The sequence below is a fragment of the Pseudomonas sp. B2M1-30 genome, assembly GCF_025447575.1.
Lineage (GTDB): Bacteria > Pseudomonadota > Gammaproteobacteria > Pseudomonadales > Pseudomonadaceae > Aquipseudomonas > Aquipseudomonas botevensis.
Map to the genome: position 1 here is coordinate 74465 of NZ_JAOEJT010000005.1, position 15746 is coordinate 90210.

Below are 15746 nucleotides of genomic sequence, written 5' to 3' on the forward strand. Positions count from 1 at the left end.
TCAGAACTCCAGCTCGGCGCTGAAGTACATCACCCGGCGTTCGTCATAATTATTGTCGACGAATGTGGTCGGCTGGTGATCGAGGCGCTGTTGCAGCACGCCGGCCAGTTGCAGGTGGGCCTTGCCCAGGGGGATGCGTTTGGCGATGCGGGTATCGACCCGTTCGAAGCGGTAGCCGTTGAGCGCATTGTCGCCATAGTAGAAGAGGGCGCTGTTCCAGCCGTGGCCCCAGTCGCGCAGCCAGCCGGCCGAGCCGCTGTTGCGGGCGGAGAATTGCTGGTCGAGAGGATTGCTCGCTTCGGCGTCAACGAACGCGTAGGTCAGGCGCAAGCGGTCGATCTGGCTCAGGCGCCAGTCCAGTTGACTTTCCGTACCGCGAAAGCGCGAGTTGTTGGCGTTGCTGGCGATGTACTGATTGTTGCGCAGCGGTTCGCTGATCATGCCGCTGATTTCGTCGTAGAACAGCTTCACGTCCAGTGCCAGACCAAGCTCGGCAAAATAACCGTTGTAGCCCAGCTCCCGCGAGCGTATGTGCTCCTGGTCGAGATCGCCGGGGCCACGGGTCTTGACGAAGTAGCGCGCCGAAGACTGGCCAAAGGCTGCGGGCTGCAGGTTGGTCACCTGATAACTCCAGTTGACGTTGTTCTCGAACATGTCCGGCGAACGGATCGCCTCCGAGTACACCGCACGCAGGCTGTGGCGCGGGTTGATCAGATAGTTGACGGCGAACCTGGGCGTCAGCGAGCTGCCGATCAGCCGGGTGTCTTCGTACATCGCACCGCCCTGCAACAGCCAGTGCTCGCTGGCGCGCCATTCCAGTTGGCCGAAGGCACGCCAGGTGGTGTCGTCCAGGGTGCCGTTGAAGTACGTCTCGGAATCGGCCCGGTCGTAACGATAGTTCATGCCGCTGACCAGTCGCAGGCTGTCGGACAGGCTGAGGGTGTCCTGCAATTCGAGGTCGTAGCGCGATTCCCGGGTGCTCTGGTCGATGTCGCCGCAAAGGGTCTGGCTGGCGCCGTCGCGCCATTGATCCAGCACCTGATTGGCCAGGGCCATTTCCGCCGCCGTGCCGGGCGGCGCGCCGGGACCGGCGAAGCGCGGCATGTTGCGCGCCAGTCGCTCGGTGTAGTTCGGGTTGAGCTGCCATAGCTGCGTGAGTTGCGGGCTGAACGATACTTCGGCGTCGCAGGCGCGCCAGACTTGCTGGCGATCCCAGTGCTGAGCCGAGCCTTGTATATAAAGGCTGTGATCTGGATTGACGTCGAGGTTCCAGCGCACCGAACCGGCGTAATCCTTGGCGATTACGTCGGAATTGTTCCCGGCGGCGGTAATCCCGGAGAACACCGGGTGGTAGGTGTAGGGCCGCTGGTTGGTGCCGTCCTTCGCGTCGATCTGCCAGTCGAGACTCTGGTTGTCGCTCAGGGCCTGGCTGACCGCGAGACTGAAGCGGTTCAAGCGGCGGCTGTCGCGGTAGTCGGCGCCATTGCGATCGCTGTCGAAACCGTCGTCTTCCTGGCCGGACAGCGACAGACGCAGGTCGCCGCCGCTCCAGCCGAGGCCCTGGCTGGCATAGAAATCGTTGATGCCGCGCTCGCCACGGGTGATCTTCAGGCGGGTGCCGTGACTGTCCGCCGGATGGCGGGTGATGATGTTGACCACCGCCATCAGCGCGTTGGCGCCGTAGCTGACAGTGTTCGGCCCGCGAAACACCTCAATGCGCTCGATGTCCTCCATGGCCACCGGAATGTCGCTCCAGTCCACCGTGGCCAGGCCCGCGCGGTACACCGAGCGGCCGTCGATCAGCACCTGCATGCGCCGCGCTTCGCTGGCGTTGGTGCCGTGGTAGTTGACCGCCGCCTGATTGCCGCTGATGTTGCCGACCATCATCCCCGGCACCAGACGCAGCAGTTCGCTGATGTCCCGGGCGCCGCTGGCAGTGATCAGTTCGCTGTCGAGTACGGTCATGCTCCCCGGCACTTCCGCCGGTGTCTGCTTCAGCCGGGTGGCAGTCAATACTTGCGGCAGGCTCTCGCTCTCGAGAAACAGGTCGTCCGCCAGCAATCCCGGGCTGAACAGCAGCGCCAGCAGCAGGGACGAACGAGTGGAGGAGGGGCCAAGAGACACGACGCAGCCTTGATAGTGAAGAATTGGCGCGCATGTTAACCGACGGCAGTGACTTTTCCAGTCACGTTGCAGGCATTTTCCTAGCTTTTGTTGGTCTTCTTCCTACAAGTGCCGGTAATTGATCTCGGGGCTGTCCGAGCGGGGGCCGCTCCGTATAATGCCCGCATCGCCACTGGTATGGATTAACGGATTACATATGACTGAACAGCGCCCGATTGCGGTCCTGGGAGGCGGAAGTTTCGGTACCGCCGTGGCCAATCTGTTGGCCGAGAACGGCCATCAAGTCCGGCAGTGGATGCGTGATCCGGAGCAGGCCGAGGCCATCCGGGTCAATCGCGAGAACCCGCGTTACCTCAAGGGCATCAAGATTCTGCCGCAGGTGACCGCCGTCACCGACCTGCAAGAAACCCTCGACGCCTGTGACTTGTGCTTTGTCGCGCTGCCGTCCAGCGCGTTGCGCACGGTGCTGGCCGCGCATGCCGAGCGCTTGAGCGGCAAGATGCTGGTCAGCCTGACCAAGGGCATCGAAGCCCACACCTTCAAACTGATGAGCCAGATTCTCGAAGAGATCGCCCCGCAGGCGCGCATCGGCGTGCTGTCCGGGCCGAACCTGGCGCGGGAAATCGCCGAACACGCACTGACTGCCACGGTGGTCGCCAGCGAAGACGAAGACCTCTGCAAAGAAGTGCAGGCTGCGTTGCATGGCTGTACGTTCCGTGTGTATGCCAGCGCCGATCGCTTTGGCGTGGAACTGGGCGGTGCGTTGAAAAACGTTTACGCGATCATCGCCGGCATGGCGGTGGCGCTGGAAATGGGCGAGAACACCAAGAGCATGCTGATCACCCGCGCCCTGGCCGAGATGACCCGGTTTGCCGTGAGTCAGGGCGCCAACCCGATGACGTTCCTCGGCCTGGCCGGCGTCGGCGATCTGATCGTCACCTGCTCGTCGCCCAAGAGCCGCAACTATCAGGTCGGTTTCGCCCTCGGTCAGGGCCTGAGTCTCGACGAAGCGGTGTCGCGTCTGGGGGAGGTCGCCGAAGGGGTCAACACCCTGAAAGTGCTCAAGGCCAAATCCCAGGAGATTGGCGTGTACATGCCGCTGGTCGCCGGGCTGCATGCGATTCTGTTCGAAGGGCGCACGCTGGAGCAGGTGATCGGGCTGCTGATGCGGGCCGAGCCGAAAACCGACGTCGACTTTATTTCCACCAGTGGTTTCAACTGAGTAGCAGGGAGCCAACATGAACGATCCGAAAATCGAAGCCAAATACGAGTCCATCCTGTTGCGCGTGCTGTGGATGATTGTCTACGTGCTGGTCTGGCAGGTCGCGCAGTTCATCCTCGGCGCGGTGGTGCTGGTGCAATTGATCTATCGTTTGATCTACGGCGCCCCGAGCGCCGGCCTGATGAACTTCGGCGACAGCCTGAGCCAGTTCCTGGCGCAGATCGGCCGTTTCGGCAGTTTCCACAGCGACCAGAAGCCTTGGCCGTTCGCCGACTGGCCGACGCCACGAGCCCCGGAAGGCGAAGCGCCGCATGCGGTGCCATCGGCCGCCCATCCGGTCCGAGATGAGGAACCCAAACTATGAAACTCTGGGTATTGCGTCATGGCGAGGCCGAGCCCTACGGTTCGCGCGCCGACTCCGAGCGAGCGCTGACCGAACACGGTCGCAAGGAAGTCTTGAGCAGCGCGGCGCGGCTGATCGGCCAGCCGTTGACCGCTATCTACGCCAGCCCTTACCTGCGTGCGCAGCAAACGGCGCAATTGGTGCGTGAGGCACTGGGTTTCGAACCGGAGATCCGCACGGTCGAGTGGCTGACGCCGGAAACCGATCCGGACCGGGTGACCGATCAACTGGTGTCGGTGAGCAACGTGCTGCTGGTCAGCCACAATCCGCTGGTGGGGCATCTGCTGAGCTACCTGCAACACGGCGCCGGGCATCCGCCGGAAAAAGTCAGCACGGCGGGCCTGGCGGAGCTTGAGCATGGCGAGCTGCTGATCGGCTCGATGACGCTCAACAGCCTCAAACACCCCTGAAATTATTTGTTTGAAATTTCCAACCAAGCACTTGCTTGGTTGGCTACGCTTGCTCCAGACCCAAAAAGAGGAGCGAGTCGCATGTCTGTCGCATCCCGTTTGCCGCTGGACGTGTTCTACGAGCGTGAAGCCCGGCATCCGCGCCAACGCTTTCTGGTGCAACCCATCGGTGGCGGGCAGGTCGAGACGCTGACCTGGGCTGATGTCGGCCATCAGGCTCGCTGCGCAGCGCACTGGCTGCGTGCCCGGGAGTTGCCCCAGGGCAGCCACATTGCGCTGATCTCGAAAAACTGCGCGCACTGGATCATCGCCGACCTGGCGATCTGGATGGCCGGGCATGTCTCGGTGCCGCTGTATCCCAATCTCACCGCCGACTCCGTGGGCCAGGTGCTCAGGCACTCCGACAGCGTGCTGGCGTTCATCGGCAAGCTCGATGACTGGCCGGGGATGTCCCTCGGCGTGCCGGAAAACCTGCCGACCATCAGCCTGCCGCTGCACCCGTCGGGCACGTTCGATTTCAGTTGGGAAGACCTGCAACGCAGCTCGCCGATCCAGGACGATCCGCGACCTGCCGCCGAGCAACTGGCGACCATCATCTACACCTCCGGCACCACAGGGCTGCCGAAGGGCGTGATGCACAGCTTCGCCAACCTCGGTTTCGCCACGACGCGCGGCACGCAGTTGTTCGGCCTCAATGAAAACGACCGGCTGCTGTCCTACCTGCCGCTGTGCCATGTTGCCGAACGGATGTTCGTCGAACTGGCGTCGATCTATACCGGGCAGACCGTGTTCTTTGCCGAGAGCCTCGACACCTTCATCACCGATCTGCAACGGGCGCGGCCCACGGCGCTGTTTGGCGTGCCGCGAATCTGGACGAAGTTCCAGATGGGGGTCTACGGCAAGATCCCGGCCAGGCGCCTGGATTTTCTGCTGGGTCTGCCCTTTATCGGCAAACGGGTCGGGCACAAGGTCCTGGCGGGGCTGGGGCTGGATGCCTTGCGCGTAGCCTTGTCCGGCGCGGCGCCGGTGCCCCAGGCCTTGCTCGACTGGTATCAGAAACTCGGGCTGGAGGTGCTTGAGGTGTACGGCATGACCGAGAGCAGCGGTTATTCGCACATTTGCCTGCCGGGCCAGTACAGGCAGGGCTGGATCGGCAAGCCGTGCCCGGATGTCGAGGTGCGCATCGACGAGAGCGGTGAAGTGCAGGTGCGCAGCCAGGCGAACATGCTCGGCTACTACAAGGAACCGCAGAAAACCGCAGAAACCCTGACACCGGACGGCTTTCTGCGTACCGGCGACAAAGGGGAACAGGACGCCGAAGGGCGCTTGCGCCTGACCGGGCGACTCAAGGAAATCTTCAAGACCAGCAAGGGCAAATACGTCGCTCCGGCCCCGATCGAAAACCGACTGGCGGTGCATTCGCGGATCGAGCAGGTCTGTGTGGTCGGCGACGGCCTGAGCGCGCCGCTGGGTTTGTGCGTGCTGTCGCTCGCCGGGCGCGACGAGGGCCGGGCGAGCCTGCATTCGAGCCTGGAAAAACTCCTGGAAGAGGTCAACGCGGTGCTCGATAAACACGAACGTCTGCGCCGGCTGGTGGTGGTCAAGGACAGCTGGGCGGTGGAGAACGGTTTCCTCACCCCGACCCTGAAAATCAAACGCAACATCATCGAAGACACCTACGGCGCACGCTTCGAAGAATGGAGCGAGCGCAGCGAGGCGGTGCTGTGGCAGGATTGAGCGACGACCCAAACAACAAAGGAAGCCTGCGATGACCTTGTGGCGTACCACTCCCAATATCGAGCAGTTGAACGCGATCCAGAAAAACACCATCGGCGAAGTGCTGGATATCCGCTTCGAGTCGTTCGACGACGAGTCCCTGACTGCCAGCATGGTCGTCGACCATCGCACCCACCAGCCTTACGGCTTGTTGCATGGTGGTGCTTCGGTGGTGCTGGCGGAGTCCGTGGGTTCGATGGCCAGTTACCTGTGCATCGACGCCAGCAAATTCTATTGCGTGGGCCTGGAGATCAATGCCAACCACTTGCGAGGCTTGCGCAGCGGGCGGGTGACGGCGGTGGCCAAACCGATTCACATCGGCCGCACGACTCACGTCTGGGACATTCGCCTGACCAGCGATGAGGGCAAGGCCAGTTGCGTGTCGCGGCTGACCATGGCGGTGGTGCCGCTGGGTGAGCAACCGCCGGGGCGGTGATCTCCCAGGCACCATCATCCTGACCGGACTGTCATCATTCCTGGCAGTTACGGTCATTGCCCGGCGCCGTGGTCTTGCGGACAATCAACGCCATGTTTCCCGCTCATGGATTTGCCGGTATGTCGCAACCGATCTTTTTCGCCCACGCCAATGGTTTCCCGTCGGGCACCTACGGCAAGCTGTTCTCGGCGCTGGCGCCCGAGTACCGGGTCGCGCATCTGCAACAGCATGCCCATGACCCGCGGTTTCCGGCGGATGACAACTGGTACAACCTCGTTGATGAATTGATCCATCACCTGCAACAGCAGGATGAACCGGTGTGGGGCGTCGGCCACTCCTTCGGTGGCGTATTGCATCTGCATGCCGCGCTGCGTTGCCCGGAGCTGTACCGGGGCGTGGTGATGCTCGATTCGCCGGTGCTGACCCGCACGGACCAATGGGTGATCCGCGCCGCCAAGCGCTTCGGCTTCATTGACCGACTGACGCCGGCCGGGCGAACCCTCGGTCGTCGGGAAGAGTTTGCCGACCTCGACAGTGCCCGCAGCTACTTTGCCGGCAAGACCCTGTTCCGTGGTTTCGATCCCGAGTGTTTCGACGCCTACCTGCAACATGGGTTGCACAAAGTCGGCAACAAGCTGCGCCTGCGCTTCGATCCGGCCACTGAAATCAGCATCTATCGCGGCGTGCCGCACACCAGCCCTGGTCGCACTCGTCAGTTGAAGGTGCCGCTGGCCGTGGTACGTGGACACAAGAGCCGCGTGGTGATGCGCCATCACACCAGTTTTGTCGGGCGTCTGCCCCAGGGCGAGTCGCTGACCATGCCCGGCGGCCACATGTTTCCTCTGGAGCGGCCGCAGGACACGGCGTTGCTGCTGAAAAACCTGTTCCAGCGCTGGGACAACCGGCTCGCCAGGGATTGCGCATGAACCATGCCTTCGAAGAAGTGCGCCTGAGCCTGCCGCATATCGAACTGGCGGCGCACCTGTTCGGCCCCGAGGACGGATTGCCGGTGATCGCTCTGCATGGCTGGCTGGACAACGCCAACAGCTTCGCCCGGCTGGCGCCCAAGCTCAAAGGCTTGCGCATCATCGCCCTGGACATGGCCGGTCACGGTCACTCCGGGCATCGTCCGAACGGTGCCGGGTACGCGCTGTGGGACTACGCCCATGACGTGCTGCAAGTCGCCGAGCAACTGGGCTGGAAGCGTTTCGGCCTGCTCGGGCATTCCATGGGCGCGATCGTTTCGCTGGTGCTGGCCGGTTCGCTGCCGGAGCGCATCACCCATCTGGCGTTGATCGACGGGGTGATTCCTCCTACGGACAAGGGCGAAAATGCGGCCGAACGCATGGGCATGGCCCTGCAAGCGCAACTGGATCTGCGGGAAAAACGCAAACCGGTCTACAACACCCTCGACCGCGCCATCGAAGCCCGAATGAAAGGGTTGGTGGCGGTCAGTCGCGAAGCCGCCGAGCTGTTGGCGCAACGCGGGCTGATGCCGGTGCCCGGCGGTTACACCTGGCGCACCGACAATCGCCTGACCTTGCCGTCGCCGCTGCGTCTGACACAGGAACAGGCGATGGCCTTCGTCCAGCGGATCGGTTGTCCTGCGCAACTGGTGGTCGCTGCCGACGGCATGCTGGCCAAACATCCCGAGTTGCTGGAGCGGCTACCCTTTAGCCGGGAACAGTTGCCGGGTGGGCATCATCTGCACCTGAACGACGAGTCCGGTGCCGACCTTGTCGCAGACTGTTTCAATCGGTTCTTCGCCATTCCTTGACTTGCACCGGGCAACTGTCGAGGCTGGGCGGGTTGAAATGGGAGACGACCACAATGGATTTCGATACCGCTGCGACCCCGAACCGCCGATCCGGCGCCCCGATCATGCCCGCCCGATGAGCCTGCCGATGCGGTTACTCAGTCTGCTGGCGCTGGGCTTCTTCAGTTCCCTGTCATTCGCTGCCGATCTGCCGGGCAGTCAGGATCTGCCGATCGTGCCGCGTCTGACCGATGCGCAGATCGTCGACTATCGCCCGCCCGTGGAGCTGGAACGGATCTATCCGTTGGGCTCGATCCGCAAGATCAGTGGCCAGTTGCGTTTCGACGGTCAGGTCAGTGCCCGTGGGCAAACCACCTCGATCACCTACGAACTGCCGCCGGAACATTCTTCCAACGAAGCTTTCACCGTTGCCCGCGAAGCCTTGCAGAAACAGGACGCCGAGCTGCTGTTCTGGTGTCAGGCGCGTGATTGCGGCGAGAGCAGCCTGTGGGCCAACGAAGTGTTCGGCAACGCCAAGCTGTATGGCGCCGATGAACAACAGGCGTATCTGCTGCTGCGGTTGGCGGCGCCTCGCGATAACACCCTGGTGGCGCTGTATGGCATCACCCGTGGCAATCGCAAGGCCTATCTGCATGTCGAACAGTTCGAGGCCGGCGCTCCGCTGGGGGATCTGCTGCCGACCTCGGCAACCCTGTTGCGACAGCTGAAAAGCACCGGTGAGCTGGACTTTCCGAAGCTCACCGGCGATCCGGATGACACCTGGCTGCGCCTGCTCTCCCGTGGCCTGAATCTCGATACCACGCTGCGGGTCACGGTGTCCGGAATCAAGGCCGAGGCCTGGCGCCAGGCCCTGATCGGTCAGGGCGTGCGCGCGGCGCGGATGGAAACCGGCAGCACCGACGGCGCTGGCCTGCGCATCGATCTATTACGCTAGTTGTATTGGGCGAGCATATGCCGCGTGTTCGCCTACGCTTTGCCTGACTGACTTTTTCGAGACTTTACATGCTCAATAACGATCGACTGCTGGTGCAAATCCTCCTGCTGGTGCTGTTCGGTGCCAGTCTTTGGGTGATGGCGCCGTTCTGGTCAGCGCTGTTCTGGGGGGCCGTGCTGGCGTTCGCCAGCTGGCCGCTGATGCGCCTGCTGACCCGTTGGCTCAATGGTCGTGAATCCCTGGCGGCATTGCTGCTGACCCTGGGCTGGATGGTGCTGGTGGCTGCACCGTTGGTGTGGCTGGGGCTCAACCTGGCCGATCATGTGCGCGATGCCACGGCTTTCATCAAGGACGTGCAGGTCGACGGTCTGCCGGAGGCGCCCACCTGGCTGGGCGGTGTGCCGCTGGTGGGCGAGCGTCTGGTGGGGATCTGGAACAGCATCGATCAGCAGGGCGCGGCGATGCTGGTGGCGGTCAAACCCTATCTGGGGCAGGTCGGCAACTGGCTGCTGGCGCGCAGCGCGCAGATTGGCGGCGGGATCCTCGAACTGACCCTGAGCATTGTCTTCGTGTTCTTTTTCTACCGTGACGGGCCGCGTCTGGCGGCGTTTGTCCACAGTCTGCTGGAGCGGCTGGTCGGCGACCGCGCGGGGTATTACATCGAACTGGTGGCGGGCACCGTGCAGCGGGTGGTCAACGGGGTCATTGGTACGGCAGCGGCGCAGGCGATCCTGGCGCTGATAGGGTTCCTGATTGCCGGGGTGCCGGGGGCGTTGGTGCTGGGGATTGTGACGTTCCTGCTGAGTCTGATTCCCATGGGGCCACCGCTGGTGTGGATTCCTGCTACGGCGTGGCTGGCGTGGAAGGGTGAGTACGGGATGGCGGTGTTTCTCGGGATCTGGGGGACGTTCATCATCAGTGGCGTGGATAACGTGCTCAAGCCGTATCTCATCAGCCGTGGGGGGAATTTGCCGTTGGTGATTGTGTTGCTTGGGGTGTTTGGCGGGTTGATTGCGTTTGGGTTTATCGGGTTGTTTATCGGGCCTACTTTGTTGGCGGTGGCTTATAGTTTGTTGACGGATTGGAGTAAGAGTCAGGCTCGGGTTTGATTGGTTTGGCTTTGGCCTTGGCGGCCTCTGGGCCGACCAGGCTCCTGGGTTTTGTTCTGTGTGAATATCCTTTTTTGGGGTGTTGCTGCTGGCGGTTTCGCCCTGACGGTCGAGTCCCTTTTGGCAAACGCCCCAAAAGGAACCAAAAAGTCTTGCCCCAGCGTACGGCCCCTCGCTGAGGCTCGGGGTTCCTTTGTTCCGGGATTCATCCGGGGGCATCGCCTACGGTTTGCTTCGCTGCACCTCCTCTCGATGTGTTTGGCTTCGCCAAACGGTCGCTGCGCTCCCACCCCCGGATAAATCCCTCCACTCAGCCTGCCGAAGGGGCCGGCACGGCAAGATCAAAAGCGGTACTCGAGCTAACGCTCATTGTGTTGAGTGGTGGGAAGCGGGTGCGGGCTTCTCAGGCTGCTCTTGCTCTTGCTCTTGCTCTTGTGGGAGTGGGCTTGCCCACGAAGGCGGCCTTTGAGCCGACCTGGTTCTGGCGGGTGTACGGCTTCTTCACTGCCACTTCGATCAGTCCCCTCTCCCTTTGGGAGAGGGACAGGGTGAGGGGCTTTTGATTCTGTTTGTGATCACTACACAGTTTGTCCCCGCAAAATCCGTAAGACGCACATCCCCCCTCAACCGATCGTTCCCACACTCAACCCAGCATGGAAAAGATCGCTCTCAAACCATCACTCAGGTCGCGACATTCAGGTATTTGCCGACGGAGGCCGCGTTATCGAGCGAGTACTGTTTGCTCAGGTTGGCGATCATGCGGTTGAGCGCTTCAGTGCTGGTTTGGGCGCTGGCAGTTTGTTCGTCGTTGGGCCGTTCGCGGCCGGCCTGCAGGGCGGCTTTGAGTTCGTCGCTGCTGACACCGCCGCTGCTGTCGCTGTCCAGGACCTTGAGCAGTGCAGCGCTGGTATCGCTGGTGGTTGAATAGGTGCTGTCGCTGGTTTGCAGGGCGCTGCTCAGTTCGGTGGCGCTGACGCTGCCGTCGCCATCGACGTCGAGTTGGCTGAACAGTTCGTCACTGGAGATTTGGGGTGGCGGTGGTGGAGGAGGGGTGAGGCTGGCGGCGAGTTCGTCCTGGCTGACGACGCCGTCCTTGTTTTTATCCAGGGCCGAGAAGACTTCGCTGCTGTCGGCGGTGCTGCCGGCGCTGGTCAGGCCGGTGCTCAGTTCGTCGCCGCTGATGGCACCGTCACCGTCGGTGTCCAGGGCGCTGATCAGGGCGTCGGCGAGGTCGGTGTTCGGGGCCTGGTCGTGAGGTGGTGGCGGAGGGGGCGCCATGGCGGTCATTTCTTCGGCGCTGAGGTTGCCGCTGCCGTCGCTGTCCAGATCGCCGAATTGTTTGCTCAGGCTCACCAGCAAGCCGTCATTGGACTTCTGCGACAGGGCGCTGCTCAGTTCGTCCTGATCCACCGCGCCGTCGCCATTGCTGTCGAGCTTGGCGAACAGTTCTTTTTGCAGTTGCTGGCTGCGGGCGTTTTGCGTGGTGGTGCTGCTGGTGCTGGTATAGCTCGTGTAGTTGCTGACGCTACCGATCATGGGCTCACTCCTTGGACTGGAAAACCGGTGGGTGTACCGGCTTGTGCAGCCTCAAGGCGCAAGGTGTCGTGGGTATGTGGGATTTGTACCGCCTGGTACACAGTTTCCGGCAGTAGGAACTGGCTTGCTCTGCCGGTCAGGTACGCGGCAGGCGAATGATGGCGGTGAGGCCGCCGCCGCGTGTCTCTTCCAGGTTCAACTCGCCGCCCAGGCGTTGTGCCGCTTCCCGGGCGATGGTCATGCCCAGGCCAACGCCGCCGGAGTTGCGGTTGCGTGAACCTTCCAGGCGATAGAACGGTTCGAACACCGCCTCGCGTTTGTCTGCCGCGATGCCCGGGCCATGGTCGATGACGAAGATCAGCAGTTGCTCGCGATGATCCTGTAATTCGATGCGCGCCTGCCCGGCATAGCGCAGGGCGTTGTCGAGCAGGTTGTTGATGCACGAGCGCAGGGCCATCGGCTGTACTTGCAGCGGTGCGCAGTGGCCGCCGACTTCGACATCGGCGCCTTGATCCTGGGCGTTTTCGCACAGCGATTCGACCAGCGCCTGCACATCCATCAATTGCAGGGCCTCGCTGGTGCGCTGTTCATGCAGGTAGGTGAGGGTGGCGTCGAGCATGCCGATCATGTCGTCCAGGTCCTGGCGCATCTGCCCTTGCAGCTTTTCGTCGTCGATCTTTTCCAGACGCAGTTTCAGTCGGGACAGCGGTGTGCGCAGGTCGTGGGACACGGCGCCGAGCATCCGCGCACGTTGCTGCACCTGGCCACGAATCCGTTGCTGCATCAGGTTGAAGGTGTGCGCCGCCTGCCTGGCTTCGCGCGGGCCGGACTCGTCCAGCGGCGGGCTGTCGAGGTCTTCGCTCAGGCGTTCGGCGGCATCGCTCAGGCGCTGGATTGGTCGGGTCAGCAGTTTGGCGCCGTACCATGCGGCGATGATCAGCGAGATGAACTGAAAGGTCAGCGGCACCAGCGGCCCGCCGAACCATGGTCGCGGCGCACGGGGCGGGAAGCGCGAATCCGGAGGGGGGCGTTGCCCGTCGAAGTTTTCGGCGAACGGCGGCGGTGGGGGCGGAGGCGGTGGTCCGTAGAGCCGGAACCAGGCAAAGGCCAGCAGGTGCGCCAGGACAATCGCCACCAACAGCACGCCGAACAGGCGGCCGAACAGCGTGTCGAAGCGCGCTCGCATCAGCCGATGTCCCTGGCGTCGAACAGGTAGCCTTCACCGCGCACGGTCTTGATCAGTTGGGGCGCTTTCGGGTCGTCGCCGAGTTTCTGCCGCAGGCGCGAGACCAGCAGGTCGATGCTGCGGTCGAAAGCCTCGATCGAGCGGCCACGGGCGGCGTCCAGCAATTGTTCGCGGCTGAGCACTCGACGCGGACGTTCGATGAATACCCAGAGCAGGCGGAATTCGGCATTGGACAGCGGCACCACCAGGCCGTCGTCGGCGATGAGCTGGCGCAGCACGCTGTTCAGGCGCCAGTTGTCGAAGCGAATATTCGCACGCTGCTCGGTACGGTCGTCGCGCACCCGCCGCAGAATCGTCTGAATCCGCGCCACCAGCTCCCGAGGTTCGAACGGCTTGGCCATGTAGTCATCGGCGCCCAGTTCCAGGCCGATGATGCGATCGGTGGGTTCGCAGCGGGCGGTGAGCATCAGGATCGGGATGTCCGATTCGGCGCGCAGCCAGCGACACAGCGACAGGCCGTCTTCGCCTGGCAGCATCAGGTCGAGTACCACCACGTCGAAATGTTCGGCCTGCAGCGCCTGGCGCATCGCCGCGCCGTCGGTGACACCGCTGGCGTGGATGTTGAAGCGCGCCAGATAGTCGATCATCAGTTCACGGATCGGTACGTCATCGTCGACGATCAGCGCACGGACGCTCCAGCGCTTGTCATCTTTTTGCTCGTCGTTCACGGAGACTTGGGTGTTGTGCATGGGGCTGTTCATCTGCCAGTAGGCGCCAACCACAAAGATAGGCTGCGAGGTTGTGGTTTCAGCATAGGCGTCCGGCCGCGAGGCGGGAAGGGCTGCTGTAAGGACATGTTGCGGCTGGCGAGGCTAGCGCGGGCGCATGTTGCCGGCGTGTCGGTTGTGTATCGGAGTCGACACAATAGCGCCGAACGCTATGCTGATCACGGCCGTTGTCACGATTTACCGATCATCGGGTGCCGCGCCGTGCGCGGTTCCGCTACAATGCGCGCCGATTTCGACTTGCCTGAGAGCCCATCCATGTCCGCCTGCCAGACTCCTATCATCGTCGCCCTGGATTTCCCTACCCGTGACGCCGCGCTGAAGCTGGCCGACCAGTTGGACCCGAAACTGTGCCGGGTCAAAGTGGGCAAGGAACTGTTCACCAGTTGTGCGTCGGAAATCGTCGGCACCCTGCGTGACAAGGGCTTCGAGGTGTTCCTCGACCTGAAATTCCACGACATTCCCAACACCACCGCGATGGCGGTCAAGGCGGCGGCGGAAATGGGCGTGTGGATGGTCAACGTGCATTGCTCCGGCGGCCTGCGCATGATGGCGGCCTGCCGTGAAGAGCTGGACAAACGCAGCGGTCCGCAACCGTTGCTGATCGGCGTGACCGTGCTGACCAGCATGGAGCGGGAGGACCTGGCCGGTATCGGTCTGGACATCGAGCCGCAGGAGCAGGTGCTGCGTCTGGCGGCACTGGCCGAGAAGGCCGGGATGGACGGTCTGGTGTGTTCGGCACTGGAAGCCCAGGCGCTGAAAACCGCGCACCCGTCGCTGCAACTGGTGACCCCGGGGATTCGTCCGGCGGGCAGCGCCCAGGACGACCAGCGACGCATTCTGACCCCGCGTCAGGCGCTGGATGCCGGCTCCGACTATCTGGTGATCGGCCGTCCGATCAGCCAGGCCGCCGATCCGGCCAAGGCCCTGGCCTCGGTGGTTGCCGAGCTGGCCTGATCAAACACTGAAAACAAATGTGGGAGCTGAATAGCTCCCACATTGTTTTCAGGCCTTGTTGAACGATCGATTCAGACCTTCAGCACCAACTTGCCGAAGTTCTCGCCGCTGAACAGTTTCATCAGCGTTTCCGGGAATGTCTCCAGCCCGTCGACGATGTCTTCCTTGCTCTTGAGCTGCCCCTTGGCCATCCATCCGGCCATTTCCTGACCGGCGGCGGCGAACTGCGCGGCGTAATCCATCACCACGAAACCTTCCATTCGCGCCCGATTGACCAGCAACGACAGGTAGTTGGCCGGTCCCTTGACCGCTTCCTTGTTGTTGTACTGGCTGATTGCGCCGCAGATCACTACCCGCGCCTTGAAGTTCAGGCGGCTGAGCACCGCATCGAGGATGTCGCCGCCGACGTTATCGAAATACACGTCCACGCCTTTCGGGCATTCGCGCTTGAGGCCGGCCAGCACGTCTTCGCTCTTGTAGTCGATGGCGCCGTCGAAACCCAGTTCATCGATGAGGAATTTACACTTGTCCGCGCCGCCCGCGATCCCGACCACCCGGCAGCCTTTGAGCTTGGCGATTTGCCCGGCAATGCTGCCCACCGCGCCAGCGGCGCCGGACAGCACCACGGTCTCGCCTTCCTTCGGCGCGCCGACGTCCAGCAGGGCGAAGTAGGCGGTCATGCCGGTCATGCCCAGCGCCGAGAGGTAGCGCGGCAGTGGCGCCAGTTTCGGATCGACTTTATAGAAACCTCTGGGCTCGCCCAGGAAGTAATCCTGCACACCCAGGGCACCGTTGACGTAGTCCCCGACTGCGAACCCCGGATGGTTCGAGGCGATGACTTTGCCTACGCCCAGGGCGCGCATGACCTCTCCGAGGCCGACCGGCGGAATGTAGGACTTGCCCTCGTTCATCCAGCCACGCATGGCCGGGTCCAGAGACAGGTATTCGTTCTTGACCAGGATCTGTCCCGCCGCCGGCTCGCCGACCGGCACTTGCTGATAGGTGAAGGTTTCGCGGGTCGCGGCCCCCACCGGGCGTTTGGCGAGCAGGAACTGGCGATTGGTCTGGTTAGTCATGGCAGGCACTCAACG

At 62.8% G+C, this 15746-nt stretch carries 15 protein-coding genes; 10 read left to right on the forward strand and 5 right to left on the reverse strand.

All coding sequences use genetic code 11. The features are described 5' to 3' along the window. Positions 1-2124, reverse strand: a complete 2124-nt coding sequence (locus tag N8H74_RS12200; RefSeq protein WP_262147824.1) for a TonB-dependent receptor — start codon at positions 2122-2124, stop codon at positions 1-3. 196 nt (positions 2125-2320) lie between these two features. Here N8H74_RS12200 and N8H74_RS12205 point away from each other — a divergent pair, with 196 nt between their 5' ends. The 9 genes from N8H74_RS12205 (at position 2321) to N8H74_RS12245 (ending at position 10191) form a co-directional block, all read left to right on the forward strand. Continuing rightward, the gene (locus N8H74_RS12205) at positions 2321-3346 is read left to right on the forward strand and encodes an NAD(P)H-dependent glycerol-3-phosphate dehydrogenase (RefSeq protein ID WP_262147825.1); all 1026 of its coding nucleotides are present in this window, start codon (positions 2321-2323) and stop codon (positions 3344-3346) included. Between the two features lie 16 nt (positions 3347-3362). After that, a complete protein-coding gene (locus N8H74_RS12210) occupies positions 3363-3710 on the forward strand; it encodes a DUF4389 domain-containing protein (RefSeq protein WP_262147826.1) in 348 nt (115 codons plus the stop codon). Next, positions 3707-4159 carry a phosphohistidine phosphatase SixA gene (gene sixA / locus N8H74_RS12215; protein ID WP_217834326.1) on the forward strand — a complete coding sequence of 151 codons (453 nt, stop codon included), beginning with the start codon at positions 3707-3709 and terminating at the stop codon, positions 4157-4159. The genes N8H74_RS12210 and sixA overlap by 4 nt, the downstream gene beginning before the upstream one ends. Before the next feature lie 81 nt (positions 4160-4240). Next, positions 4241-5896: an AMP-binding protein gene (locus N8H74_RS12220; RefSeq protein ID WP_262147828.1), complete on the forward strand. Its 1656-nt coding sequence runs from the start codon at positions 4241-4243 to the stop codon at positions 5894-5896. Between the two features lie 31 nt (positions 5897-5927). Further along, positions 5928-6371: a hotdog fold thioesterase gene (locus tag N8H74_RS12225; RefSeq protein ID WP_217834324.1), complete on the forward strand. Its 444-nt coding sequence runs from the start codon at positions 5928-5930 to the stop codon at positions 6369-6371. 119 nt (positions 6372-6490) lie between these two features. Continuing rightward, the gene (locus tag N8H74_RS12230; RefSeq protein WP_262147830.1) at positions 6491-7297 is read left to right on the forward strand and encodes an alpha/beta hydrolase; all 807 of its coding nucleotides are present in this window, start codon (positions 6491-6493) and stop codon (positions 7295-7297) included. Then, entirely contained in the window at positions 7294-8148 is an 855-nt protein-coding gene (locus tag N8H74_RS12235; protein WP_262147832.1) for an alpha/beta hydrolase, read from the forward strand. Before N8H74_RS12230 ends, N8H74_RS12235 begins: the two co-directional genes overlap by 4 nt. A 127-nt stretch (positions 8149-8275) precedes the next feature. Further along, positions 8276-9082, forward strand: coding sequence for a DUF4892 domain-containing protein (locus N8H74_RS12240; protein WP_262147834.1), 807 nt, complete (start codon positions 8276-8278; stop codon positions 9080-9082). Between the two features lie 68 nt (positions 9083-9150). Further along, positions 9151-10191: an AI-2E family transporter gene (locus tag N8H74_RS12245; protein ID WP_217834320.1), complete on the forward strand. Its 1041-nt coding sequence runs from the start codon at positions 9151-9153 to the stop codon at positions 10189-10191. Positions 10192-10872: 681 nt separating this feature from the next. Here N8H74_RS12245 and xopAW read toward each other — a convergent pair. The 3 genes from xopAW to N8H74_RS12260 form a co-directional block, all read right to left on the reverse strand. Beyond that, positions 10873-11727, reverse strand: coding sequence for a XopAW family type III secretion system calcium-binding effector (xopAW, locus tag N8H74_RS12250; protein WP_262147836.1), 855 nt, complete (start codon positions 11725-11727; stop codon positions 10873-10875). A 136-nt stretch (positions 11728-11863) separates the two neighbouring features. Beyond that, complete coding sequence (locus tag N8H74_RS12255) at positions 11864-12913, reverse strand: ATP-binding protein (RefSeq protein WP_217834318.1); 1050 nt, start codon at positions 12911-12913, stop codon at positions 11864-11866. After that, a complete protein-coding gene (locus N8H74_RS12260; protein ID WP_217834317.1) occupies positions 12913-13662 on the reverse strand; it encodes a response regulator in 750 nt (249 codons plus the stop codon). The genes N8H74_RS12255 and N8H74_RS12260 overlap by 1 nt, the downstream gene beginning before the upstream one ends. Before the next feature lie 294 nt (positions 13663-13956). Here N8H74_RS12260 and pyrF point away from each other — a divergent pair, with 294 nt between their 5' ends. Further along, positions 13957-14655 carry an orotidine-5'-phosphate decarboxylase gene (gene pyrF / locus N8H74_RS12265; RefSeq protein ID WP_217834316.1) on the forward strand — a complete coding sequence of 233 codons (699 nt, stop codon included), beginning with the start codon at positions 13957-13959 and terminating at the stop codon, positions 14653-14655. Positions 14656-14726: 71 nt separating this feature from the next. On the opposite strand, the gene N8H74_RS12270 is transcribed toward pyrF, so the two are convergent. Further along, complete coding sequence (locus N8H74_RS12270; RefSeq protein WP_217834315.1) at positions 14727-15731, reverse strand: NADP-dependent oxidoreductase; 1005 nt, start codon at positions 15729-15731, stop codon at positions 14727-14729. Positions 15732-15746: the final 15 nt, after the last annotated feature.